The organism is Mycobacterium cajalii, from assembly GCF_045809005.2.
Classification (GTDB): Bacteria; Actinomycetota; Actinomycetes; order Mycobacteriales; family Mycobacteriaceae; genus Mycobacterium.
Map to the genome: position 1 here is coordinate 3,445,994 of NZ_CM141436.1, position 25,024 is coordinate 3,471,017.

Below are 25,024 nucleotides of genomic sequence, written 5' to 3' on the forward strand. Positions count from 1 at the left end.
TGGCGCCCGCGGGGTGTGCCGCCGGGCTCAGGACTCCGACGGTTGCGTCACGAAGTCGATGAGCTCCTCGACCCGGCCGATCAGCGCGGGCTCGAGATCGTTCCAGTCGCGCACGCGCGACCGGATGTGCTGCCAGGCCCTGGCGATGTCCGCCTGGGCGGCGTGCGGCAGGCCCAGGGCCTTACAGGCGCCATGTTTCCATTCCAGGTGCCGCGGCACCTGCGGCCAGGCCTTCAGGCCGAGCCGCTGCGGCTTGACGGCCTGCCAGATGTCGACGTAGGGATGGCCGACGACCAGCGTGTCGTCGCCGCCCGGTCCGCGCCGCACCGCGTCGGCGATGCGCGCCTCTTTCGAACCCGCGACGAGATGGTCGACGAGCACACCGAGCCGGCGCCCCCGGCCCGGACCGAAGTCGGCCACGATGTCCACCAGGTCGTCGACGCCGCCGAGGTGCTCCACGACGACGCCCTCGACGCGCAGGTCATCGCCCCACACCTGGGCGATCAGCTCGGCGTCGTGGCGTCCCTCGACATAGATCCGGCTGGCGCGCGCCACCCGGGCGCGGGCGCGCGGCACCGCGACGGACCCCGACGCCGTCCTGGCCTGGGCAGCCGGCACGGCGCGGCGGGGCGCGGTGAGGATCACCGGTCGCCCCTCGAGGAGGTAACCCGGCCCCAGCGGAAAGCCCCGCGTGCGGCCGTGCCGGTCTTCCAGCTCGACCCGGCCGTATTCGACGCGCACCACGGCGCCGACATAGCCCGTCTGCGCGTCCTCCACCACCAGGCCCGGCTCGGCGGGGTGCTCGGTCGAACGGGGCTTGCGCCGGCCGGCGGCCAGCACGTCGGTTCCATAGCGATCCACCACGCCGGCAATAGTAGGAAGGCCCCGGGGCGATCGGCGGTGCGGCGCGCCCGGGGCCTACGTCACAACGGCGCAACATGACGACTTGGTGGCCACCGGCGCGCCCCCGGCGCGAACGGGCGACCATGACGCAATTCACACAATTCGCGGGTTACCAATTCCAATTGGCATGCGGCAACGGCTGTTCGTGGTCATGCCCGGCGCGCAGAACGTTTGGCCAAGCGTTTACGAGGTACGCCTCTTGTGATTCAGAAATGACGCGAACGAGAGGAGCCACGCATGAAGTTCTCCCGAATCGGGACGACGGCGGTCGCGACCGTGGCCGCAGCGGCGGGCGTCGGGATCGCGAGCGCGCCCGCGGCGTCGGCCGACGCCTACCCCGTCTTCAAGAAGTTCGGCAACCAGGAACGGCTCAACGACGCCGACGGTGCCGTCATCACGGGCTGGACGGTGAGCAACCTGCGCCCGAGCAACGACCCGATCCCGTACCAGCCGCGCGGCCACCTGTGGGAAGCCGACGCGACCGTCAAGGCGATCCGCGGCAACGTCCAGCCGATCATCCCGGACTTCAACGCCCGTGCGGCAAACGGGGACAACTACCCCGAACTCGGCAACGTCGCCACCGCCCAGGGCATGAACCCGGCCGTGGTGAACCAGGGGGACCAACGAAGCGGCAAACTGTATTTCGACGTCGTGGGACCCAATCCCGACAGCGTCGTCTACGACGCCGGGGGCAACGACCTGCTCTTCTGGACGCGCTGAGAACCCGGTCCGCCGCTACGTCACCCCGGGCGCCGGTCCGGTGGCCCGCAGGCCGAAAGATACAGCGGGTAATCCCATGTCGTGAGAAATTGCCGGCCCGCCCGCAGACCTCTTTGGTAAAGGGCGTCCCGTTGCCGGGCGGAAAGGCCGAAATCGATGGGACTGACCTCGTCGGCGGGAACGAAAATGGTGCGCCGAACGGTGCACGGGTCGTCGATATAGGCGTTGTCCTGGTTGCTCATCAGCGTTTCGACGGCGGCAATTCCCAGCGACACCGGCCCGTGCACGGGGTGGGTGGGCGGAATGCCGGGCCGCGCCGAGAGCCGGATGCCGAACGTCGGCCAGCGGGGCCGGCCGTCGGGTTCGTCGAACAACTGCACCGGGAAATCCGACAGCAGTCCCCCGTCGACCCAGGTGGCGCCGGCGACCCGGACCGGTTCGAACACGTAGGGGATCGCCGCCGAGGCGTGCACGGCGTGGGCCACCGGGAAGTCGTCCGGGTCCAGGCCGTAGTCGGGCAGGTCCCACGGGATGCGCACCAGGCGGCGTCGCGACAGGTCGCTGGCCGTCACGACCAATGACCACGCGAATTGTTCGGGCTTCTCGCCGGTGCGCAGGTCGGCGAAGGTGCGCACGCCCAACTCGCCCAGCAGTTCGGCCAGCAGCCGTTCCAGGTAGGCCCCGCGATAGACACCGTCGGACACCAGCAGCGACAGCCCCCCGCCGATGACGGGTACCCGCCCGATCGGGCTGCGGTCGAGGAACTTTCGGTAATCGATGCCGCGCATCACGTCGGCAAGCCGGCTCAGCGGTTCGCCGGCCACCTGCAGTGCGGCCAGCAGCGAGGCGACGATGGCACCCGCGCTGCTGCCGGCGACGCGGGGGAACCGGTAGCCGGCCTCGGCAAGGGCGTCCACCGCGCCGACCAGTCCGATGCCCCGCACGCCGCCGCCTTCGCACACCAGGTCGGCGTGTGCCACGCTCACGTCGCCACCTTAGCCCCGATCCGGCGGGGCGCCGCGCGGCACGCCGGACGGACGGCACTCAGCGAATGCGGTGGCCGTCGGCGCCGAAGAAATGCACGTGCCCGGGCTCGGTATGCAGCCACACGCGGCTACCCCGCTGCGGTGGCCGTCGCCCGTCGGCCCGTGCCACGACGGTCTGGTCGACAGCGTTGCCCGACAGGGTGATCCGCCCGTACAGGTACGCGTCCGCGCCGAGCTCCTCGACCACGTCGACCTGCATCTCGAGGCCCCCGTCAGCGCCGGGGCCGCCGCCCACCGCGAAATGTTCGGGACGCACTCCGACGACCACCTCGGCTCCGAGGGAGGCGACCTCGCGTGGTACCGGGAACCGCCAATCCCCCAGTGAAACAGAAGAATCCACGATCGGCAAGGTGAACAGGTTCATCGCGGGCGAGCCGATGAAGCCGGCCACGAAGACGTTGGCGGGATTGTGGTAGAGCTCGCGGGGTGCAGCGACCTGTTGCAGCACCCCGTCGCACAGCACGGCGACACGGTCGCCCATCGTCATGGCCTCCACCTGGTCGTGGGTGACGTAGACGGTGGTGGTGCCGAGTCGCCGTTGGAGTGCGGCGATCTGGTTGCGCGTCTGGACCCGCAGTTTGGCGTCGAGATTGGACAGCGGCTCGTCCATCAGGAACACCTGCGGACGGCGCACGAGGGCGCGTCCCATCGCCACCCGCTGGCGTTGCCCCCCGGAGAGGTCCTTGGGTTTGCGGTCCAGGTACGGCCGCAGGTCGAGCAGGTCGGCCGCGGCCAGCACCCGCTCGCGGATCTCGGCCTTCGGCGTCCTGGCGATCTTCAACGCGAAGCCCATGTTCTGCGCGACCGTCATGTGCGGGTAGAGGGCGTAGTTCTGGAACACCATCGCGACGTCGCGATACTTCGGGTCGACGTCGGTGACGTCGCGGTCGCCGATGCGGATGCGTCCGGAATCCAGCGTCTCCAGTCCGGCCACCATCCGCAGCGAGGTCGTCTTGCCGCACCCGGACGGGCCCACCAGCACGACGAACTCGCCGTCGCCGACCACCAGGTCCAGCCCGTCCAGGGCCGGCCGGTCCGCGCCCGGGTAGCGGCGGGTCGCCCGTTCGAAACTCACCGAAGCCACGACTAGCCACCGATCCCGGTCACGGCGATGCCGCGGACGAAGGACCGCTGCGCGATGGCGTAGATGAGCACCAGCGGCAGCATGATCAGCATGGACGTCGCCATGAGCACCGGCCAGCGGGCGGCGTACTCCCCGCGCATCCGGACCAGGCCGAGGGTCAGCGTGGCCAGGCTGTCGCGCTGGATCATCAGCAGCGGCCACAAAAAGTCGTTCCACACGTTGACCCATGTGAGCACCGCGAGCACCAGCACCGCGGGCCGGGCGTGGGGCAGCAGAATCCGCCAGTAGACCTGCCACGAGGAGCACCCGTCGAGGATCGCGGCTTCCTCCAGATCGGTGGGCAGGGTCAGGAAGAACTGCCGCATCAGGTAGGTGCCGAACGCGCTGCCGAACAGTCCGGGCACGATCATCGCCCAGGGCGTGTCGACCCAGCCCAGGGTCCGCATCAGGATGAACTGCGGGATGACCGTGACCGTCAGCGGCACCATCAGGGTGGTCAGGTACAGGAAGAACAGCGCGTCGCGCCCGCGAAATTGCAGCCGCGCAAAGGCATATCCGGCCAGCGAGCAGAAGAACACCTGCCCGGCGGTGACGCAGCCGGCGTAGAGCACGGTGTTGAAGAACATCCGCCAGAACGGCATCAACGCGAACACTTCGGTGTAGTTCGACCACTGCGGGTGGGCCGGCAACAGCGTCGGCTCGGTGACCTCACCCTCCTTTTTCAACGATCCCGAGACCGCCCAGGCGATCGGGAACAGCGCACAGCAGGCGATGCCGGTCAGGGCGGTGTAGACGGCCACGGTCCGGATGGCGTTGCGCTTGAACATGCGCGCGGGGTGCTCAGCCAAGCCCACGGGAAGCCTCCCAGGAGCGCCGCCGCGTGATGCGGAATTGCAGCACGGTCAGCACCAGCAGGATGGCGAAAATCACCCATGCCAGCGCGGAGGCGTATCCGAACTCCAGGAACGAGAACGCGTGCTGGAACAGCATGATGCCCAACACGTAGGTCGCGGTCTCCGGACCGCCGTTGGGCCCGTTGAGGACGTACACCAGGTCGAACGCCTGGAAGGCGTGGATGACCGAGATGACGACCACGAACGACATCGCCCCCCGGATCATGGGCAGGGTGATGGAGACGAACTGACGTATCGCGCCCGCACCGTCGATCCTGGCGGCCTCGTAGAGGTTTCCCGGCACCCCCTGCATGGCGGCCAGCAGCACCACGCTGGCGAACGGCACGCTGCGCCAGACGCTGACCATGCACAGCGACACCATGGCCCATTGCGGTTGGACCAGCCAGGGAACCGGGCCCACCCCGGCCCAGCCGAGCACGATGTTGAGCAACCCGTTGTCGGTGTCGAAGACGAACTGCCACACGACCGCCATCACCACCGAGGAGATGGCCAGCGGCAGGAACACGACGGTGCGAAAGATGCCGATGCCCTTGACTTCCCGGCTCAGCACGGCGGCGACGACGAGGCTGACCAGCACGGTCGGCACCACTGTGCCGACCGTGAGCACCACCGTGTTGCGAAGCGCGATGAGAAACAACGGGTCGGAGGTGAGGGCCCCGAAGTTCTTCAAGCCCACGAACTTCGGCGACGTGAACAGGTCCCAGCGCTGAAAGCTCATGTACAGCGAGAAGCCGAGCGGGAACAGCATGAAGACGCAGACCGCGGCCAGGTTCGGCGCCACGAACAGCCGGCCCGCCCGGGCGCGTCGTCGCAGCGGGCGGGCGCCCGAGGAGCGTGTGCGGATCGGTGTCATGGGTTGCGCAGCACCTCGGCGAGGGCGTGCGACATCCCGGCCAGCGTCGTCGCGGGCTTCGACCCGCGCAGCACGGGACCGAAGTTCCGGTCCATCAGGGCGCTGACCTTCTCCCATGCCGGGGTGATCGGCAACGCCTCGGAGTGGGCCGGACCTTCGGTGAGCACGGACAGGTTGCGCAACCGGGCGTGGGCCGCGGCGAACCCGCGGGAGGTCAGCGCGGAGCGTAGCGCCGGCACGAAAAGACACGATTCACCGATCAGAGACTGCCCGACGGGTCCGGTCGCGAATTTGACGAATTCCCAGGCCTGGGCCTTGCGTTGGCTGCTCGCCGAGATGGCCAGGCCGGTGGCGCCGATGTTGGAACAGGCCGCATGCCCCTTCGGCAGCGCCGGCCCCGTCGGAAGTGGCGCGACGTCGAACTCCAGGCCGTCGGCGCGCAGGAACGTCTGATAGCGCCAGTGGCCGCCCAGCGCGATCGCCGCCTTGCCGGCCGCGAACAGGTTGGGCGTGGACATCGACTGGGTCTCCGAGGCGGTGGGCGCCACCTGGTGCCTGGTGGCCAGGTCGGCGTAGAACTGCACCGCCTCGATGAACGCGTCGTCCCCGAAATTGAAGTGGCGGGGGTTCTTCAGCGGGGTCGACCATGGCACGCCGTTGTTCATGGCGAACAGTCCCGCCGACGCATAGGGCAGGAACGTGTCGACGAAGCCCCACTGGGTGGCCCGCCCGGATCCGTCGCGGCTGGTGAGCGCGGTGGCGGCGTTCAGGAACTCGCCGAACGTCCAGGGCTGCGCCCACGTCCCGGGCGGTGCCGGCGCCCCGGCCGCGGCGAACAGGCGCTTGTTGTAGTACAGGTAGTTCCCGGACCACTGCTCCGGGAACGCGAACTGGCCTCCGTTGAACGAGAAGACGTCGTAGAGCGGGCGGATGCGGTCGGCCTCGAGCTGCGCGGCGAACGCCGGATCGCGCGCCAGCATCGTGTTCAGGTCGAGCAACACGCCCCGGTCGGCCAATTCGGAGTAGGTCGATTCCCACGCCATCAGCACGTCGGGACATCGGCCGCCGGCGCAGAACGTCGAGAGCTGCTGCATCACGCCGGGCCCGGACAGCAGTGTCCGAACCTTGATGTCGGGGTGGCGGCGCCGGAACGCGTCGACGACGCGCATCCGGGCGTCGCGTTCGTCCGGGTTGGCGGCGAAGAAGAAGGTGAGCGCGTCGTCGTCACCGGAAGCGCAGCCGCCCGCCCACGGCGTCAGCGCCGCCGCGCTGAGCGCGCCGGCGCCCCGCAGCAGGTCCCGCCGTGCGAACGGCTCGTCGAGCATGGTTCTCCCCGGTCTTCGGTCCTGGCCGGTCGCGCGCCGGCCACGTCTAGTGTCCTTGGTACCCGATGCACGCGTTGTCGCGCGGGCGGCGATCAGGCGGGGAAGTACCGGATCCGGTTGATCGCGTTGGCCCGCCGGGCCACGTCGGCGAACAGGACGGCACGCCCGTGCCCCGAGTTCGTCGCGACGGCGACGGTGGGTCCGGCACCGGCCGTCCCGGTCCAGCCGCCACCCTCGAGGTGCCCGGCGAGCCCGGCGAGGCCGAGGGGCTCGTCGTCGCCCAACGTTATTGCGGCGGTTGGGGACAGCGCGCGCCCCGCGGTGGTCGTGTCGCCACCGGCCACGGCGCCCAGGAACGACTCGACCAACCGCTTGTGCCGCGCCCCCACGCGGCGGAAGCCGGCCATGAAGCCGGCGGTCCCCCGCAATCCCTGGTTGGTCAGCAATCCTCGCGACAGTTGCAGGGCGGGACCGATCGCCCCCGCACCGGCGCCGAGGAACTGCCGCATCATCGCGGGCAACTCCCAGTAGGCTCGCAGCCGGGCAATCCGCCACTGGCCGTTGCCTTCTCGGGGATCTTCCCGAAGGTCGTAGCGCAGGATCGCGGGAATGCACATGGTCACGGCCGAGCACATCGCCACCTCGAGTTCGAGGTCCCGCACGACGATGGTGCCGACCACGACGTCGAGGTCGCGGTGGAACGTGATCGCGCGCGGACCGATGAAAGTGTCGTAGAAGCGGCCGATCTGCCGGTGGCCCACATGCGGCCGCGAACCCACTGGGTCCTCGATGCGGCCGTCCTGCGCGAACAACCCGACCCAGCCGGCGCGGTCGTGCGCCGCCGCCGCCTGCGGCGAGCGCTCCACCGCGGCGAGCAGACGCTCCCGGTCCGGCGGCACGACCATCAGATCGCCTCGGCCAGCTCGACGCCGGCGGCCCGCAGTTCGGCCAGGGCCCGGGCGGCCGAATCCGCGTCGACGGGGCGCGTCAGGTTCACCAGCACGCGCGTCGCCAGACCGGCCCGCGCCGCGTCCTCGGCGGTGCGCTTGACGCAGTGGTCGGTGGCGATGCCGACGATGTCGACCGCGTCGACCCCGCGCCGGCGCAGCCACGCCAGCAGGGAGGTCCCGTCCTCGTCGGCGCCCTCGAAACCGCTGTACCCGGCGGTGTGGGCGCCTTTGCAGAAGACGGCCTCGATCGGGCCGGTGTCGAGGCCGGGAGGAAAGTCCGCACCGGGGCTCCCGGCGATGCAGTGCGGCGGCCAGGACGACGAATAGTCCGGCCGGTCGGAGAAGTGGCTTCCGGGGTCGACGTGGCAGTCCTTGGTCGCCACGACATGTTGGTAGCCCGGACCGCCCGCCAGATATCCGTTGATCGCCTCCGCCAGGGCGGCGCCGCCGGCGACGGCGAGCGGACCACCCTCGCAGAAGTCGTTCTGCACGTCGACGATGACCAACGCCCGCACGGGCTCCACCCTATCGCCGCACCGGCCGCGGAGCGTCGGCTGGGAATACCGGCGCACACCTTCGCCCGGCGGAGGCGGCGGTTTGTTTGCGGGCCCGCGGGGTAACCAGGCTGCCATGTTGATCCGCAGAATCGCGCGGCCGCTGTTGTCGGTCGTGTTCATCGGGCAAGGAATCGATTCATTGCTCAACCCCAAGGCCGCGGCCGAAGCCGCGGCGCCCGCCGTGGGCGGCCTGCAGGCGTTGCCGGATCCGGTGGGCAGCAGCATTCCGAGCAACCCGCAGACGATCGCGCAGATCAACGCGGCCGTCCAGGTGGGGGGTGGCCTGTTGCTGGCCACCGGGCGCATGCCGCGCGTCGCCTCGGCGGCTTTGGCGTTCACCGTGTTGCCGGGCAACCTCGGCGCGCACATGTTCTGGAGCGAGACCGACCCGCAGCGCAAAGCGCAGAAGCGCAAGGAGTTCCTGACCGACCTCAGCCTGCTGGGCGGCTTGATGATCGCGGCCGCCGACACCGCGGGCAAGCCGTCGCTGGGGTGGCGCGGCCGCCGCGCGGCCGAGCGACTCTCGGACGCGGTGTCGTCGGCGCTGCCGGACTTCTCCGAGGGGGTCGACACCGACTTCGACGAGCTCGGCGAGAAGATCGTGCACCGGTTGCAGGCGCGTGCCGAACGCGGCCGCGAACTGGCCCTCGAGGCCGTCGAAAAGGCCGAACCGTTGACGAAGAAGGCACGCAAGCGCGGCGAGAAACTGGCTTCCGAGGTCGCGGAGGTGGCCGAGCAGCCGTGGGCCCGGTCCGCCCGCAGGCGCGGTCGCGAACTGGCCGACGTCGCCCGGGTCCGCGGCGAGCACCTCGCCGAGTCCGCACGCCACCTCGCCGATTCGGCGAACGGCCACGCGGCCGAGGACGCGCTGGAGCGGGTCGGCTCGAAGGTCAAGCGCCGGCTTCGCTGAAGGCGCTAGTGGCGCAGCGGCTTTCAGTCACCAGCGGGTCGCCTCGCCGCCGACGCCGACGCCGACAGATACGCGTCGACGATCGCGCCGACGTCCCGGCCGACATCGACGGTGACGCCGGCCTCGTCGCGGCCGAGGGGTTCCAGCGCCTCGAACTGCGAGCCCAGCAGCGCGACCGGCATGAAATGCCCTGTCCTGGCGGCCAGCCGGTGGCCGATGAGCTCCGGTGAACCGCTGAGGTGCAGGAACTCCACGCGTGGGCAGTGTGCGCGCAACCGGTCGCGGTAGGCGCGCTTGAGCGCCGAACAGCTCGCCACACCACCGGACCGGTGGCCCGCCAGCCACTCGCCGACCAGGTCCAGCCACGGGCGGCGATCGTCGTCGTCGAGCGGTTCGCCGGCGGCCATCTTGGCGATGTTGGCGGGAGGGTGCAGGGCGTCGGCGTCGACAAACGGGACCCGCAGCCGTTGCGCCAGGGCCGAACCCACCGTCGACTTGCCCGAGCCCGAGACACCCATGACCACGATCGGCGACGGCGCACCGGCCGCGGCGCCAGTCACCCGGTGGCCAGGTTGCGGTTCCATTCGACCCAACCGACGCCGCGGCGGCCGTCCGTCGTCGCGACGCCGGCCCAGACGCGCGGGAACTGACTGACCCGCCCTTCGGGGGAAACCAGCCGCACCGGCGCCTGGCCGCGCACGTCGATGTCGGCGACGATCCCGCCCGGGTCGAAGGCCAGCGTCGCATCCAGGGGTAACCCGTTGGCGCCGAAGGCTTCCCGCGAGTCGAGGGTCTGCACCTCGGTGACGTGGTGCTCGGCGTCCTGCACGTAGCCGACGCTGAAGGCCGGGGCCCCGGGTATGCGGATGTTCACCCCGTGCAGGTGGGTGCCGTCCTCGAGGTGCAGCGCGCTCCAGATCCAGTCCATGCTCCACCAGTCGCGCACCCCCCAGGAGTGGTCGCGCTGTCCGGGCACGGAGTCGACGCGGTAGCTCGTGCCGTCCACGCCGACGGTGCCCGAGACCCTGCAGGGGATTTCGTAACGCGTCGTGAGCCGGTACTTGTACGGGGCGCCGTCGGTGGCCCACACCAGATGCATCGTCAGCTCGACCGGAGTTCCGGGCTCCCCGCGCAGCAGCGCCGCCGGGTCGTCATACGCCTGGGCTTGCGCGCGGACGTCGACGCGGTAGGTCTGCAGCGCGGCGGAGGCCGCATGGCCCAGCTCCAGGCCGTTGGCGCTCACCGCCCACGGGTCGGCGGGCAGGGGGACCAGAGTGTCGACGGCGACCGTCGGCATGTCGGGGCCACACAGCAGCGCGTGCACCAATGCCTGCCGCTGGTTGGCGATCAGGCCGAGCCGGAACCAGCCGCCCAATCCCTGTGCGGCATCGGCGAAGTCGGCATACCAGCTTTCGCTCCACAGCGGTTCGGCGGTTGGGGCGTGCGCGAGTTCGTCGTCGTGCGACGGTCGCAGCGGCTCGGGTGTCGCGGCGTCCGGCAGCGTCGCCAGCGCGTCGGTGTCGAGCACGTGCTCACAGTGCCGTTGCAGCATCGTCATGAACATCCGGTCGCCGCGCTCGGTGCGCTCCACCAGCATCGAGGAGACGATCGCCATCATCACCCCGAAAAAGCTCTGGCGGCGCACACCTTCGGCGACGTCGGCGAGGCTGACGGGCGCGTTCGGCCCCAGCGCCTCGTGGTAGGCCCGCAGCAACGCGTCGTAGTGGGCGCGGCGGTCCTGCGCCGACAGGGCGCAGCCCAGAAAGTACGCCAGGTCGGTCAGCGCCGGGCCCCACGAGACGGTCTGCCAGTCGACCACGGTCAACGTGCGGTCGGCCCCCTCGGTGCCGAACAGCATGTTGTCCAGGCGGTAGTCGCCGTGCACCAGGCCCTGGATCCGGCCGGGTTCGGACTCCTGGGCCAGGTAGGCGTCGAACGAGGCCACCAGGCGTTCGCACACCAGGCGGTGACCCGGCTCGATCTGGTCGCCGTAGCGGTCGACGAAACCGGCATACAGCGGGGTGATCATCGCCTGGCGCAGCGGCGACTCGCGGTTGAGCCACGGCGCCTCGGCCAGTGCCGGGTCCCCGAGCAGCGGGCCGTGCAGCCGGCCCAGTTCCTCGACACCGAGGCGGGCCTGTTCGGTTGTGGCACCGGCGATCTCGTCGCCGACGACCGCCGGGCCCGCGTCGCCGAGCAGCAGGTCGAATACGCCGGTCGTGGTGTCGACCGCGCCGTGGTAGCAGGGCGCGACCGGGCCGCCCAGCCGCGGGGCGATGTCGCCGTAGAAGCACACCTCACGTTCGTAGAGACCCAGCGCCAGCCCGGTCTGGCGGCTCATCGGATCGGTCGCGGCGACCTTCAGCACCACCGACTCGGGCCGGTGGGGGCCGGCCGGCCCGTCCGCGTAGGTGAGCCGCACCCGGTAGCACTCGCTCATCTGGCCGGTGCCGATGCGCTCCGCGGTGAACTCCGCGACCGGCCCGGCGCCGATCGCCGCGGTCAGCCAGGGGGCCGTGAGGTCACCGGGTTGTTCGATGATCTGTTCGGTGTCGGCGTGCATGGGGTCAGCGTGCCAGGTCAACGTGCCAGTGAAAAGCCTTCCCAGGCCATCCTGCGGTGCGGATGGGGGTCGAACTCGACGCGGCTCTTGTGGTCGAAGACCATGACGGCGCGGTCCTCGGCGGTGTAGGCGGGCCAGTCCTCGCCCGGTACCCCGGTGTGGCTGAAGGATCGCCAGCGGCGCTGCACCTGGTTGCTGACCCGCAGCGCGGCGCGCCGGTCGGCGGCGGCGGTCAGCAACGCGCCGAACCGGGTCCGGTAGATGTCGAAGACCGCGAACAACTCGGTGGCATGCGTGGCGCCCAGACCCGACCAGCGCAGGGTCCGCGGCGCGTAGTCGTAGCGGTACAGGTAGGTGGGCGCATGGGTGCCGTGGGCCTCGGCGATCTGCCAGGCCGCCGAGCCGAACGCGAAGTCCCCGCCGAGCTGGATGCACGCCGAGGACGCGGGGTAGTCGGGATAGGCGGCGGTGATGCGTTCGCGCGCGGCCGGTTCGGCGTCGGCCAGCAGCTCCTCGATCATCGTCTGGTTGGTGGGCAGCATCCGCAGGAAGCGGGTGAACAACCTGCCCTCTTCGGCGTTGGTCCCCACGATGAGCGGCACCCGGTGCGCGTGCCCGCGCCGCATTGCCTCGACGGGGTCGGCGGGCAGCACGTCGTCACCGAAGACGGGACCGATCGGAAAGGCGCCCAGCCTGTCCTTCATGCCCTGGTCGAGCAGGCGGTGCTGCGCGTCGACCAACTGCTGCGGCGACGCCTGCATCAGGGCCTGCGCGGCGTCCCGGCGCCGCGCGCCGAGCAGTTCGGCGAAGCGCGTCGCGAACTCGGCGGCGGTCTCCTTGGGCCGCGTCATGCCCGCGGCCGGGCTTTCCGCGATCGCCCTGGTGAACAACCCCGCGGCCGCGGGCACCGCCAGCAGCGTGGCGGTGATGTGCGCGCCCGCGCTCTCGCCGAAGACGGTGACGTTGTCCGGTTCGCCGCCGAACGCCGCGATGTTGTCGCGGACCCACTGCAGCGCCAGCACCAGATCGCGCAGGAACAGGTTGCCGTCGATGGGGATGTCCGGTGTCGACAGCGACGACAGGTCCAGGCAGCCCAGCGCCCCCAGCCGGTAGTTCACCGACACATAGACGCAGCCGCGGCGCGCCAGCGCCGCGCCGTCGTACAGCGGCGTCGCCGAGCTGCCCAGGATGTACCCGCCGCCGTGGATGAAGACCATCACCGGCAGCGGCTGGTCACCGCCGGATTCGGGGGTGACGACGTTGAGCGTGAGGCAGTCCTCGCTCATCGGCTGGTACTTGCCGACGCCGAGCAGGGTGTAGCGCCGCTGCTGGGGCGCGCAGCTGGTGAATCCGTGGCAGTGCCGCACGCCCGACCAGGGCCGGGCGGGCTGCGGCGCCCGGAGGCGCAGCGGGCCCAGCGGGGCGCGGGCGTAGGGGATGGACCGCCACCGGTGCACCCCGTTCCGGGTGAAACCTTCGACGGTGCCGGCGGCCGTGTGCGCGCGAACGGTGCGCTCATGCATGACCCGACCGTAACCGACACGACGCGCACAACGCGCGCGCAGCGCCTCATTAGGGGCTGGTTCGTGGCCGTGCGGTTAGCCTGGCTCAATGCGGATCGCCGCGCTGGTCGCGCTGACGTTGCTGGTCGCCGGCTGCTCACACGGCCACCCCGGTCAGCCCCGGCCCTCCGGCCAGGCGCCCGAGACCTCCCCGACGACGACCACCACCGCGTCGGGCAAGCCGGGTCCGCCGGCCGCGGACGCCGCGATCTCGCAGGTGATCGCCTGGATCGAGGCGGGTCACCCCGCCGACCCTGCCGGCTTCCACACCGCAACGCGCGACGGCGTCGTCACCCCACTCGGCGACGACATCGCGTTCACCGCCCAGGCCGGCAAAGTCGCGTGCATGACCGACGCCAAACACACCGGGCCCGCGCCCGTTTGCCTGGTCGAGCTGACCAATCCCCCGCCCGCGCCCGCGACGGCCTACGGCGAATGGAAAGGCGGCTGGGTCTTTTTCGACGGGACGAACCTGCAGGTGGGCGCGGCCCGCGGCGACCCGGGTCCGTTCGTCGACGGTGACGGACCCGTGCTGGCTGACGGGGATTCGCTGTCTTTCGGCGACTACCGCTGCCGGGCCGATCGGTCGGGGGTGTTCTGCGTGAACTACGCCCACCGGTCGGCGGTGCGGTTCGGCACGGCCGGCATCGAGCCGTTCGGCTGCCTGCAGCCCGTGCCGCCGCCCGACGGCGTCGGCCTCGCGTTCGCCTGCTGAGCCCGCACGGGCGCCACGTCCGCAACCGGTCGTGACCTTGGGCTCTATCCGGCGGTGCCGGGTTCGACTTCGCTGGCTGATGAGCGAGCGGAGGTTCCATGGGCGCGGTCGGGGTCGTCGGGCTGGTGGTGGCGGGCGTGGTGATCGCGTCGGTGTTGTGCCTGGTTGCGGTGGGCATCGCCGTCGGATGGGTGCGGCGGCGACCGGCGAACCGTCAGCACGGTGAGCACCCGCGCGGCACGCGATGAGCGTCACGGGTTCCGCGGCGTTGCGGGTCGGACTGACCTCGGAGCAGGCCGCCGCGCGCCTGGATGCCGAGGGACCCAACCGGCTGCCGGTGGCGCGCAGGATCCCGGCCTGGCGGCGGCTGCTCGCCGAGATGGTGCACTTCTTCGCGCTGTTGTTCTGGGTGGCCGGCGCCCTGGCGTTCGTGGCGGGCATGCCGCAGCTGGGTGTGGCGGTGTTCGTCGTCATCGTGCTCAACGGGCTGTTCGCGTTCGCTCAGGAGCAGCGCGCCGAGCACGCGGCCGAACGGTTGAGCGAGCTGCTGCCGCGGCGCGCCACCGTCGTCCGCGACGGGGTGCCGCGGCAGGTGCCGGCCGAAGATCTGGTGGTCGGCGACGTGGTGCTGCTCGCCGAGGGCGACCGCATCTCGGCCGACCTGCGTCTGGACGTCGTGCATGCGCTGGCGGTGGACACCTCGGCGCTCAGCGGGGAGAGCGTGCCCGCGCACCCCGGGGTGGGCGAGGCCGTGCCGGCCGGCTGTTTCGTGGTCGAAGGCGAGGCCCGGGCGACGGTCGAGGCGACCGGCCGGCACACCCGGCTGGCCGGGATCGCCCGCCTCACCCAGGCGCAGCGGCCCGCGCCGACTCCGCTGCGCAAAGAGCTCGACCGGGTGTCGCGCATCATCGCCGTGGTCGCGGTCGTGGTTGGGGCGGTGTTCTTCGGGGTCGCGCTGCTGGTCGGCACGCCCCCCTCCGCCGGGTTTCTGTTCGCGGTCGGCGTAACGGTCGCCGTGGTGCCCGAGGGCCTGCTGCCCACGGTCACCCTGTCGCTGGCGATGGGGGCCCAGCGGATGGCCGGCCGGCACGCGCTGGTGCGCAATCTCGATGCGGTGGAGACGCTGGGGTCGACGACCTTCATCTGCACCGACAAGACCGGCACCCTGACCCGCAACGAGATGTCGGTGGTCGAGGTGTGGATGCCCGACGGCACCGCCACCATCGACGGCAACGGCTACGAACCCGTGGCCACGGTTCACTGGGCCGGGGACGACGCCCCGCTGCGGGACGTCGCATGGGTGGCCGCGCGGTGCTCGTCGGGGCGGGTGAGCGAGAAGGACGGCCGCTGGGTCCCGCACGGCGATCCGATGGAGGCGGCGCTGGACGCCTTCGCGCGCCGGGTCGGCGTCGACACCGACGACGGCGCCCAAGCGGCCCCGGAGCGGGCGCGGTTCCCGTTCGACGCCCGGCGGCGCCGCATGTCCGTGGTCACCGGGAACCGGGTGCTGGTCAAAGGCGCTCCCGATTCGGTCTTTCCGCGTTGCGCGGTCCCGCCCGGCGCGGTCGAGGCGCTGCGGGCGCTGGCCCGCCGCGGCCTGCGCGTGCTCGCGGTCGCCGCGCGAGACCTCACCACCGCCGAAGCGCCGGGTTCGGCGGCCGAGGCCGAGCGCGACCTGACGCTGCTGGGGCTGATCGCGCTGGAAGACCCGCCGCGCCGGGGTCTGGCTGCGGCGTTGGCCGCGTGCCGGCGCGCCGGCATCCGGGTCGCCATGGTGACCGGCGATCACCCCGACACCGCCCGGGCCATCGCCGCCGAGGTGGGCCTGCTCGGGCCGGAGCAACTCGTGGTGACCGGCCGCGACCTGCCTGCCGCGGATGCGGACCTCGGCGCGCTGCTCGACCACGACGGCGTCGTCGTCGCCCGGGTCGCCCCCGAGGACAAGCTGCGCATCGCCCGGGCGCTGCGCCACCGCGGTCACGTCGTGGCCATGACCGGCGACGGGGTCAACGACGCGCCGGCCCTGCGCGAAGCGGCGATCGGGGTGGCCATGGGCCGGTCCGGCACCGACGTGGCCCGCGAGGCCAGCGACCTGGTGTTGCTCGACGACAACTTCAGCACCATCGTCGCCGCCGTCGAACAGGGCCGGGCCACGTTCGCCAACCTGCGCCGCTTTCTGACCTACCACCTCACCGACAACGTGGCCGAGCTCGCCCCGTTCGTCGTGTGGGCACTCAGCGCGGGGACGTTCCCCCTCGCGATCGGGGTGCTGCAGGTGTTGGCGCTCGACATCGGCACCGACGTCCTGCCCGCCCTGGCGTTGGGTGCCGAGCCGGCCGCAGCGCACGTGCTCGATCGGCCCCCGACGCGCGGGCACCTGCTGGATCGGCGACTGTTCGCGCGCGCATTCGGGGTGCTGGGCCCGGCCGAGGCCGCCGTGGAGCTCGGCGCCTTCCTGACCGCGTTCCTGGCCCTCGGCTGGCGACCCGGTGCGCCCTTCCCGCACGGTCCGGCGCTGCTCGCGGCATCGGGGGCCGCGTTCAGCGCCGTGGTGTTCGGGCAGGCGGCCAACGCCTTCGCCTGCCGCAGCACGCTGCGCCCCGCCTGGACCGTTCCATGGCGGACCAACCGTCTGCTGCTGGGCGCCGTTGCCGCCGAACTCGCGATGCTGGCGGCCTTCCTCTATGTGCCACCGCTCGCGCACCTGCTCGGCCAAACCGGCCCGACGTGGGCCGGCTGGCTGACCGCCCTGCTCGCCGTGCCCGCCGTCCTTGCCGCCGACGCGATCCACAAGCGGCTCCGCCGCCGGCGTGCGGGCGACCGCACGCATCACCAGGTGACGGGAAGCTCCTTCATGCCGTAGATGTCGGCCTCTTTGAAGCTCAGCTCTTCCGGCGGCGCGGCCAGTTTCAGCCCGGGCAGCCGCCGCGCCAGCGTGGTGAACGCGACCTGCATCTCGACCCGCGCGAGGTTCTGGCCGATGCATTGGTGCGTGCCGTAGCCGAAACCCAAGTGCCCCCGGGTATTCCGACCGGGATCGAAGGTCTCCGGATCGTCGGTGAACTCGGGATCCCAGTTGCCCGCGGGCAGGTTCATGACGAGGAAGTCGCCGGCACGAACCGCTTGGCCGCCGAGGGTCAGGTCCTCGGTCGCCACGCGATCGACCTGGCTGTGCACGATGCTGAGGTAGCGCATCAGTTCCTCGACGACGTTCGCTGCCGCCGACGGGTCGCCGGTCTCGCCGAGCCGGCGGAACACGTCGGGATTGTCCAGCAGCGCAACGGTTCCCAGCGAGATCATGTTCGCGCTGGTTTCGTGGCCGGCCAGCATCATCACCACACCGGTCATGGCCGCCGTCTCGCGGGTGAGCTGGCCGGTGGTGACGTACCCGGTGACCAGGCGGCTGATCAAGTCGTCGCCGGGGTCGTGGACCCGGCGCTCCACCAGCTCGTGGATGTAGACATACATGGCCCCGAACGACTCGGCCCGCTGCTCGTCGGTCGTGTTCGTCTGCAGCCCCACCGTGGAGTGGTGCTGGAACAGCCCCAGGTCCTCCGCGGGCACACCCAGCAGCATCGCGATGACCAGCGACGGCACCGGCAGCGCGAAGTCGCGCACCAGGTCGGCGGGAGGCCCGGCGGCGATCATCGCGTCGAGATGCTGGTCGACCAGATCCTGGATCTGCGGGCGCATGGCCTCGCAGCGCCGGAAGGTGAAATCGCGAGTCATCATGCGCCGCAACCGATGATGCTCGGGATCGTCGATCCGCGCGAACATCACCGGTATGGTGCTGTCCGGCCCGGCCGGCTTCAGGGCGGCCGGGATGGTGTCGGCGGACAGGCGCGGATCCAGCAGCGCCGCCCTGATGTCGCGGTAGCGACTCACCGCCCAGGCCGGCCGCCCGTGGTACATCACCCGCCGCAGCCCGGGCTTGTCGCGCCAGTCCACGAACTCGGCCGGCGCGGCAAGGGGACAGTGTTCGGCGCGCGGGAGGGGGATGGCGGGCAAGTCGGTTCCGGGGCAGAAGTCCGAAGTTGTTGTCATCACCGGGCTTTCCCATTAAGTGTCAGATGGCTGCCAATTCGATGAGCGTAGAACCCGGCCAACCGACCGTCAACTGTCAGTTACGCTGAGACGATGACGGCGGTTGAAGATCGGCCGCTCCGGTCCGACGCGGCGCGCAACGTCGCCCGCATTCTGCGCAGCGCACGCTCGGTGTTCAGCGAGTTGGGCCCCGACGCTCCCCTCGAGACCGTAGCCCGCCGCGCGGGCGTGGGTGAACGGACCCTCTACCGGAGGTTCCCGACCAAAGCCGCCCTGGTCCGCGCCGCCCTGGATCAAGGCATCGCCGAGGACCTCACGCCGGTGATCGAAGAGGCCCGCCGAGCCGACGACCCACTACAAGGCCTCGCCCACCTGATCGAGGCGGCGATCTCCCTCGGCGCCCGCGAACACCACCTCCTGACCGCCGCGCACCGGGCCGGATCGCTGACCCCCGACATCTCGGTCGCGCTCAACGAGGCCCTCAACGACCTTGTCCGCCGGGGCCAGCGGTGCGGCCGTGTTCGCGGCGACCTGGTGGCCGACGATCTGCCACGGCTGATCGCGATGCTCTACAGCGTGCTGTCGACGATGGATTCGGCCGGCGGTGGCTGGCGCCGCTACGTCGCCCTCGTCCTCGACGCGCTATCCCTCGACGAGCGCCGGCCGCTACCCCCGGCGCCCGCCTTCCGTTATGCGTCCGGGTCGAACAGCTGGCCGCTCTAGCCTCGATTTTTCGTGCGGGTGGGGTTCGGGGGTGCTGAGCCATGAAGATCGCTGAGCGATAGCGATTTTGGGCTTGGGGTGTGTTTGGCCGTCCCGTGTCGCCGGGGTGGGCGGGCTTTCCTATGGCCGGTGGGTCTTTCGGGTCGTCGGGGCGGGTTTGCGGTGGTCAGGGGAAGGCGGCGCGGATGCGCTGCCAGGCGGTTGCGATGGCACCGGCCCAGCGCCAGGTGGCGTCGATGCGCAGCCGTAGTTGGCGGGCGCCGCGGGTGATGCGGGCCGCGACGTGCAGGACCCGGTAGCGGAAGGCGGTGATCTCGCAGCGGGCCAGCTGCGGGGCGTCGGTGAATCCGATCAGTTGGGCCCAGGCGACCAGATCGGCGGCGGCCAGGACGATTTCGAGCCAGGCGGCGTTGGACTGGAAATCATGACAGGGCAGGTTGGCCAGGCCGGCGGCTTTGGCTTCGCGGATGCGGTCCTCGACGCGGGCGTGCTGGCGGTGGCGCAGTTCCAGACCGGCCAGCTGCCCGGGAACCATCCCCGGTGGGGTGTCGGTGATGAAGGCGGTCACCCGCATGCCGTCGATGTCGGTGAAGCGCAGCTGCGCCCCGGGGTGTGGGCGTTCTTTGCGCAGCACCAGCCGGGTCCCGGCAGGCCAGGCCGACAGGTTGACCAGGCCGGTGGCCTCGGCCACCCACGCCCCGTCCCGGATCTGCCCATCGGAGTCGATCCCCGGATACCAGCCATCGCCGAGGTTGAGGGTGTCCACGGCGTCCTGGACCCGGGCATCGACGGGAAACCCGAAGGAGAACCCGACCCCGTGATCGCGGCAGGCCTGGGCAAACTTGTGGGTGGCTCCGGCGGAATCTGAGCGCACCACCACCGCCGGCGCAGCCGGGTTCTGCGGGCCGGGACGCCAATCTGCCGGCAGCGAATCCAAAGCCTGCTGAAGGACCGTGACGTGATCGGCGGCGGTATTGGATCCGGCGTTGCCTTTGCGCAGCAGCCCGGCCAGGGCCTCACCGCCGGCGATCTCCGGGCGGTCCAGAAACGCCAGCAGCGGGTGATGGCCGAACGACTTCTTCCACGTCGGCGCCGCCTGCGCCTTGTTGTCGGAATGGTCGATGACCAGCGTGGCGTCGATGTCGATGTACAGCGGCACACCCGCCGGGGGCGCGGCCCCGGCCGCCCAGGCCGCCGCCCGCGCCGATGCCCGCGCGGTGCGAACCTTCGGCAGGTGCGCGGCATCGATGCGATAATCGATCAGCCGCCACATCGTCGTTGTCGAGGCCTTGGCCCCGAACACATGCTCGCGATCCCCACACAACTGGCCGACCCCGTCGATGCAGTCCGCCCCGTCAGCCACCGCCGCGGCAAGATCGGCGAACACCGCACCCGGGGCATAAGTCCACGGCCCCTTGTAAGTATCGGCCAACACCGCCGTGACCTGCGCTGATAACCCGGTCAGATCGGCCAGTTCCCGCAACAGCCCCATCCCGGCGTGCGACACCACCCCGCGACCGTCCGCCGATACTTTCACCCGCCGCGCCACCGCGATACCCTTCACTTGCGAAGTGCCTTCCGCTCGCCATATGGAAACCTAGAGAATTCCCATTATGCGTTGCAGGACAGGCACTTTCGCGCATCAACACCCAGCTACTTCGGCATTCCGCGAAAAATCCGGGCTAGTCCGAGTTCACGCGTACGAATTCGTTTCGCCGGTACAGCTCCGCGCATGTCGATCGTCTGATCTTGCCGCTGGTGGTGATCGGAATCGAACCGGGAGCCACCATGACCAGGTCCGCGACCCGCAGGTTGTGTGAGTTCGAGACCGCCGAGACGACTTCACGTTTGAGGACGGCGAACTCGTGCATCGCATCCTCGTCGGAATCGCTCCGCTTCTTGACCTCCACGACGACGACGAGCTGCTCCATGCCGTCATCCGGAACGGCGATCGCCGCCACCCGGCCCCGGGTGATCTCCTGGATCGTCGCCTCGATGTCGTCGGGAGCGTGGTTCCGCCCGTAGATGATCAGCAGGTCCTTGATGCGGCCGACGATGAACAGCGCCCCATCGCAGATGAAGCCCAGGTCCCCGGTCCGCAGCCAAGGCCCCTCGGGTGTGCCCGTCGACGGCTCGACCAACACGGCGCCGAAGGTGCGCGCGGTCTCGTCGGGCTTGTGCCAGTAGCCCGTGCTGACGTTGCCCCCGTGCACCCAGATCTCGCCGGTCGTGCCATCCGGACACTCGGTGTGGGTCTCGGGATCGACGATCCGCACGGTGGGCCCTTGCAGCGCGGGGTAACCGACCAGCGCCGTCCCGGTCCCGCTTGCGCACCGTTGCGCCTGACCGCCGGCAAGCTTTTCGGGCTCGAAGTCGACGATCTTGGGGGGTTCACCCTCCGTGCTGGTCGCCACGTACAACGTCGATTCCGCGAGCCCGTAGGTCGGCCGCAACACGGTGTCGCGCAGGTTGAAGCGGGCAAACCGCCGGGTGAAGCGCTCGAGCGTTTCGGGGCGTACCCGTTCGGCGCCGCTGATGATGACCGCCACGTTGCCCAGGTCACGCCCGGCCATGTCGTCGTCCGTCGTCTTACGGGCCGCCAGGTCGAATGCGAAGTTGGGCGCTCCCGTCGACGCGCTGGGATAGGAGGACAGCATCTGCATCCACCGGGCCGGGCGTTCCAGGAAAGCCGCCGGGCTGGTGAGCACCGCACGGCATCCCGCGAGCACCGGTGTGCAAACCCCCATGATCAAACCCAGGTCGTGATAGAAGGGCGTCCACGACACAATGGTGTGATCCGGTGGTTCGATGCCGCCGTTTTGCGAAAAGAAGCCGGCCATCGTCAGCTTGTAATTGATCTGCAGGTTCGCGTAGGAAACCAGCACTCCGGCCGGCCGCCGGGTCGACCCGGACGTGTATTGCAAATACGCCGTGCTCTGGTAGCTGTTTTCCGCGGTGTCGAATCGGGCCGGTGCATCCAGGTCGAGCAAATCGACCTCGATGAACGAGGGAGCTTTTTCCCCGGGCCGGCGCGTGACATGTCCGGCGACGTCGCCGGCGACGGCGGATGTGGTGAGCACGACGGTCGCCGACGCGTCGCGCAGCACCGAGTCGACCCGCTCATCGGCGACCCCGCCCAGCGGCACCGAAAGCGGAACCGCGATGATCCCGGCCTCCAATGCGCCCAGGAAGGCCACGATGTAGTCGAGCCCCTGGGGCGCCGATATCACGGCACGGTCGCCGGGTGAGGCACAAAGCCTGAGTTCGCGCGCGACGTTGCGCACCCGCCGATACAACTGCGGCCAGGTCACGCTTTCGGCGACGCCGGCCCAGTCCCGCTCGTAGTCGACAAACGTGTATGCCACGTCGTCGGGCTGCAGAGCGGCACGTTTACGTAGCAAAACCGGAAAAGGGGTCCCAAGCACGGGCATGAGAGTACCGTGGCCGTCCTCGCTACACCGGCAGAGCGGTCAAGTCCTTTTCTGTCGCTACGAATTGTTCTCCCGAACCGGCGGATGGCCGTCAGGGCCCGGTTCGAGCACCTGAATTTCGCCCGTGGCGCCGTCGACCTCGACGAGGGCTCCGGACGGCAACAACCGGGTGGCGCCCTGGACGTCGACCACACACGGGAAGCCGAACTCGCGGGCCACCACGGCCGCGTGCGACATCGGGCCGCCCAACTCGGTGACCACCGCGGCGGCGTAACAGAAGGCCGCCGTGTAACCGACGTCGGTGACCTCGGCAACGAGGATCTCGCCGGGTTGCAGGTCGTCGATCGTCTCGGGTCGCACGATGCGGACGCGGCCGCGTACCCGTCCGCCGCACACGCCGACGCCGCGCAGGGTTCCCCCGCTGCCCAACGCCACCGTCGAGTCGATCGCGGGTTGCCAGCTTCCGCTGAAGACCGCCGGTGGGACGACTCCGGCCAGCCTGAGCCGTTCGGCCCGGCGGCGCGCCACCAGCCCCGCCACGTCCGCCGGAAGCGCGTCGAGTTCGTCGACCAACAGGTAGAACACGTCATCGGGGGTGCCGAAAACGCCGGCATCGGTCAACCGGCGCCCATATTCCCGCAACAACCCGCGCAGCACCCAGTTGGCGCGCACCATCTTGTCCCGGCGCACCTCACGATCGCGCAGCTGCCGCACGAAAAGCGACGCAACGGGTTTGGCTTGCAACGGGATTCGCGGATGCTGCGGAACCGGCGCCGGCGGCGCACCGATCGCCCGGGTCACCATTCGCACCAGCAATTCCGGATCGTCGGCGTAGCTGGTCGAGAGCATCTCGAGTTCGGCGGGTCCGCGGTGCCCGATCAGATCCAGCTCGGCCAGCACCGCAGCGTGGAATTCGGGAACCTCCACGGCCAGCTTGCCGAGGCGTTCGCCCGGTTCGGCCAATAGCCGTAGCACATCCGGGTCGTGTTGTGCCGCAACCACAAGCCGCTGCACCGCCTCCACGGATCGCGCGCTGACCAGCTCCGGGCCGGCCGGCGGGGCGGTGTCTCGCCCGCACAGGCCGCGCAAGAGCACGTTGTAGGCGGCGCACAACATGAACGACCCCGAGGCCAGCACCCAGCTGTGCACGACGTGATCGCGCGCCAACGCGATCAGGCTGAGGAGCCGGGCGTCGTCGAGACGGGTGGGGTCACCGCCCGCGAGGCGCTCCAATCGGTCGACGTCCGCGACGAAAGCCCGGGTGTCCAGTGTCGAGCCGGCGCTCAGGCCGACTTGGTTGACGGCGAATACCCCGATGTTGCGGACGGTGCGCAGTTGTTTGCGCCCCCAACGCGTCTCCGGCGAGGGGCGCTCCGCACCGAAGATCGGCAGGGACGCCATGCTGGGGCCGAAGAACCCGCTCTTGCTGACCACCGTCGCGGGCTTGACGAACGGCACCGTCTCCGCCATGAAATGCGCCGTTGTGATCGCCCCGTAGAGGCGGTGGGCGAACACCGCGACCATGCGCATCGCGATTTCGCGCTGAATGATCCCCCCTGGCCGCAGCCGCTCGGCGACCCCGACACCGGCAGTGCGCAGGCCGCGAACGGTTACCGACGCCGAGGACGGCGAAAACGGCCCGGGCAGCGCCTCGGACAGGTTCGTGGCCAGGAAGGTCGGGAACCGAGGGTCGATCAAGGTGTCGAACTCGCCGTTGAACCCTTCCGGACCGGCCGGTATGGGCACCACCCCGTCGTCGGCGGGCACGTCGGCGGCGGGCGGGTCGTCGATGGTGGCCAGCCGCCACGGCAGCGAGACCACCCGCCGGCCCACCGTCAGCCGGCCGCGCAGCCCCATCGCCAGGTCCTCGACGCATTCGTCGGCGTTCCATGCCGGTTCGAATCCCCACTCCTCGCGCAGCCGCGAGGTGTCCATCAGCGGGGCACGTTGCAGCACTTCCAGCTCGCAGAGCGAGGTCAGGTGTCGCCGCAGCGGCGCCGCGAACGGGCCGCCCAGCGGCACCATCGGCCGGCCGGCCGCGGCGGCGATCTGACGAAACGTCGGTACGCCCGGCGCGGCGAGATTGACCGGGCCGACTGTGATCCCGGTGTCGAGCAGGGCGCGGGTCAAGACCCGCAGCGCGTCGTCGAGATGGACAACCTGTACCGGCGCATCGGCGGAGCCCTCGGGCAGCAGCGGGAGCGAGAACAGCCGGCGCACCCAGTTGTCGACGCCGCGACCGACGACGAGCGCGCAACGGATCGTCACCGATTCGGCGTCGGAGGCCGCCAGCATCTCCTCGACCCGGGCCTGCTGCACGCCGCCGGGCAGGACCGGAGCGCTCGCGTCGCGCTCTGTGTGCGCGGCTCCGCCCATCCCGTAGACGTGGGCCGACGACGGGAAGACGATGCGCCGAGAACCGTTGTGCGCCATCGCGTCGAGGACGTTGACCGTGCCCCCGAGGTTCACCTGGTCGCCGATGCACTGCTCGGGTCCGGGGGTTTTCGCCCACGCGCAATGCGCGACGACGTCGGCGCCGTCGACGCACAACTTGACCGCGACCGCATCCCGGATGTCGCCTGCGATGAATTCGGCCGTGCTGGGCCAGCTTTCGGGCCGATGCCGCGCCAGCCCGACGACGTCGTGCCCCTGGCTGAGCAACCGGGCGGCGAGCCCGCGCCCCAGGACCCCGCTCGCCCCCGTGATCGCGATTCTCACCGACCG

Annotated in this window: 21 protein-coding genes; 6 read left to right on the forward strand and 15 right to left on the reverse strand. The window is 70.5% G+C overall.

What is annotated here, in order from left to right; all coding sequences use genetic code 11:
- Positions 1 to 27 precede the first annotated feature (27 nt).
- Complete coding sequence (locus ACJ512_RS16380; RefSeq protein WP_407687724.1) at positions 28 to 864, reverse strand: DUF3097 domain-containing protein; 837 nt, start codon at positions 862 to 864, stop codon at positions 28 to 30.
- Between the two features lie 276 nt (positions 865 to 1,140).
- Between ACJ512_RS16380 and ACJ512_RS16385 the strand changes: the two genes are divergently transcribed.
- Positions 1,141 to 1,623 (forward strand): MPT63 family protein, encoded by a 483-nt coding sequence (locus tag ACJ512_RS16385; RefSeq protein ID WP_407687725.1) that lies wholly within the window; start codon positions 1,141 to 1,143, stop codon positions 1,621 to 1,623.
- A 20-nt stretch (positions 1,624 to 1,643) separates the two neighbouring features.
- Here the strand turns inward: ACJ512_RS16385 and ACJ512_RS16390 are convergent, their stop codons facing one another.
- The 7 genes from ACJ512_RS16390 to pncA form a co-directional block, all read right to left on the reverse strand.
- Positions 1,644 to 2,609 carry a patatin-like phospholipase family protein gene (locus ACJ512_RS16390; protein WP_407687726.1) on the reverse strand — a complete coding sequence of 322 codons (966 nt, stop codon included), beginning with the start codon at positions 2,607 to 2,609 and terminating at the stop codon, positions 1,644 to 1,646.
- 58 nt (positions 2,610 to 2,667) lie between these two features.
- A complete protein-coding gene (locus tag ACJ512_RS16395; protein ID WP_407687727.1) occupies positions 2,668 to 3,753 on the reverse strand; it encodes an ABC transporter ATP-binding protein in 1,086 nt (361 codons plus the stop codon).
- A 2-nt stretch (positions 3,754 to 3,755) separates the two neighbouring features.
- Entirely contained in the window at positions 3,756 to 4,580 is an 825-nt protein-coding gene (locus ACJ512_RS16400; RefSeq protein ID WP_407687740.1) for a carbohydrate ABC transporter permease, read from the reverse strand.
- A gap of 13 nt (positions 4,581 to 4,593) precedes the next feature.
- Positions 4,594 to 5,520 carry a carbohydrate ABC transporter permease gene (locus tag ACJ512_RS16405; RefSeq protein ID WP_407687728.1) on the reverse strand — a complete coding sequence of 309 codons (927 nt, stop codon included), beginning with the start codon at positions 5,518 to 5,520 and terminating at the stop codon, positions 4,594 to 4,596.
- Positions 5,517 to 6,845, reverse strand: coding sequence for an ABC transporter substrate-binding protein (locus ACJ512_RS16410; RefSeq protein WP_407687729.1), 1,329 nt, complete (start codon positions 6,843 to 6,845; stop codon positions 5,517 to 5,519). Before ACJ512_RS16410 ends, ACJ512_RS16405 begins: the two co-directional genes overlap by 4 nt.
- A 92-nt stretch (positions 6,846 to 6,937) precedes the next feature.
- Positions 6,938 to 7,750: a ketosteroid isomerase family protein gene (locus ACJ512_RS16415; RefSeq protein WP_407687730.1), complete on the reverse strand. Its 813-nt coding sequence runs from the start codon at positions 7,748 to 7,750 to the stop codon at positions 6,938 to 6,940.
- Complete coding sequence (gene pncA, locus ACJ512_RS16420) at positions 7,750 to 8,310, reverse strand: pyrazinamidase PncA (protein WP_407687731.1); 561 nt, start codon at positions 8,308 to 8,310, stop codon at positions 7,750 to 7,752. Before pncA ends, ACJ512_RS16415 begins: the two co-directional genes overlap by 1 nt.
- Positions 8,311 to 8,425: 115 nt before the next feature.
- On the opposite strand from pncA, the gene ACJ512_RS16425 reads away from it, so the two are divergent.
- Positions 8,426 to 9,262, forward strand: coding sequence for a DoxX family protein (locus tag ACJ512_RS16425; protein ID WP_407687732.1), 837 nt, complete (start codon positions 8,426 to 8,428; stop codon positions 9,260 to 9,262).
- Between the two features lie 23 nt (positions 9,263 to 9,285).
- On the opposite strand, the gene ACJ512_RS16430 is transcribed toward ACJ512_RS16425, so the two are convergent.
- Genes ACJ512_RS16430 through ACJ512_RS16440 form a run of 3 tightly spaced genes read right to left on the reverse strand, consistent with a single transcriptional unit; the run spans position 9,286 to position 13,348 of the window.
- On the reverse strand, positions 9,286 to 9,780 hold the full coding sequence (locus tag ACJ512_RS16430; protein ID WP_407687741.1) for a gluconokinase: 495 nt from the start codon (positions 9,778 to 9,780) through the stop codon (positions 9,286 to 9,288).
- Between the two features lie 38 nt (positions 9,781 to 9,818).
- Entirely contained in the window at positions 9,819 to 11,825 is a 2,007-nt protein-coding gene (locus ACJ512_RS16435; RefSeq protein ID WP_407687742.1) for a DUF7064 domain-containing protein, read from the reverse strand.
- Between the two features lie 17 nt (positions 11,826 to 11,842).
- A complete protein-coding gene (locus tag ACJ512_RS16440) occupies positions 11,843 to 13,348 on the reverse strand; it encodes a carboxylesterase/lipase family protein (RefSeq protein WP_407687733.1) in 1,506 nt (501 codons plus the stop codon).
- A gap of 88 nt (positions 13,349 to 13,436) precedes the next feature.
- Between ACJ512_RS16440 and ACJ512_RS16445 the strand changes: the two genes are divergently transcribed.
- The 3 genes from ACJ512_RS16445 (at position 13,437) to ACJ512_RS16455 (ending at position 16,965) form a co-directional block, all read left to right on the forward strand.
- On the forward strand, positions 13,437 to 14,102 hold the full coding sequence (locus tag ACJ512_RS16445) for a hypothetical protein (RefSeq protein WP_407687734.1): 666 nt from the start codon (positions 13,437 to 13,439) through the stop codon (positions 14,100 to 14,102).
- A 98-nt stretch (positions 14,103 to 14,200) separates the two neighbouring features.
- Entirely contained in the window at positions 14,201 to 14,350 is a 150-nt protein-coding gene (locus ACJ512_RS16450) for a hypothetical protein (protein ID WP_407687735.1), read from the forward strand.
- A complete protein-coding gene (locus ACJ512_RS16455; RefSeq protein WP_407687736.1) occupies positions 14,347 to 16,965 on the forward strand; it encodes a cation-translocating P-type ATPase in 2,619 nt (872 codons plus the stop codon). Before ACJ512_RS16450 ends, ACJ512_RS16455 begins: the two co-directional genes overlap by 4 nt.
- Here the strand turns inward: ACJ512_RS16455 and ACJ512_RS16460 are convergent.
- Entirely contained in the window at positions 16,932 to 18,146 is a 1,215-nt protein-coding gene (locus ACJ512_RS16460; protein WP_407687737.1) for a cytochrome P450, read from the reverse strand. The genes ACJ512_RS16455 and ACJ512_RS16460 overlap by 34 nt on opposite strands.
- Positions 18,147 to 18,239: 93 nt before the next feature.
- On the opposite strand from ACJ512_RS16460, the gene ACJ512_RS16465 reads away from it, so the two are divergent.
- Complete coding sequence (locus ACJ512_RS16465) at positions 18,240 to 18,869, forward strand: TetR/AcrR family transcriptional regulator (protein WP_407687738.1); 630 nt, start codon at positions 18,240 to 18,242, stop codon at positions 18,867 to 18,869.
- 166 nt (positions 18,870 to 19,035) lie between these two features.
- Here ACJ512_RS16465 and ACJ512_RS16470 read toward each other — a convergent pair whose 3' ends face one another.
- From ACJ512_RS16470 to ACJ512_RS16480, 3 genes are all read right to left on the reverse strand, one after another.
- Positions 19,036 to 20,433, reverse strand: a complete 1,398-nt coding sequence (locus ACJ512_RS16470; protein WP_461479767.1) for an IS1380 family transposase — start codon at positions 20,431 to 20,433, stop codon at positions 19,036 to 19,038.
- Positions 20,434 to 20,551: 118 nt separating this feature from the next.
- Positions 20,552 to 22,300, reverse strand: a complete 1,749-nt coding sequence (locus tag ACJ512_RS16475; protein ID WP_407689618.1) for an AMP-binding protein — start codon at positions 22,298 to 22,300, stop codon at positions 20,552 to 20,554.
- Between the two features lie 57 nt (positions 22,301 to 22,357).
- Positions 22,358 to 25,018 carry a sugar epimerase family protein gene (locus tag ACJ512_RS16480; RefSeq protein ID WP_407689617.1) on the reverse strand — a complete coding sequence of 887 codons (2,661 nt, stop codon included), beginning with the start codon at positions 25,016 to 25,018 and terminating at the stop codon, positions 22,358 to 22,360.
- Between the last annotated feature and the right edge of the window lie 6 nt (positions 25,019 to 25,024).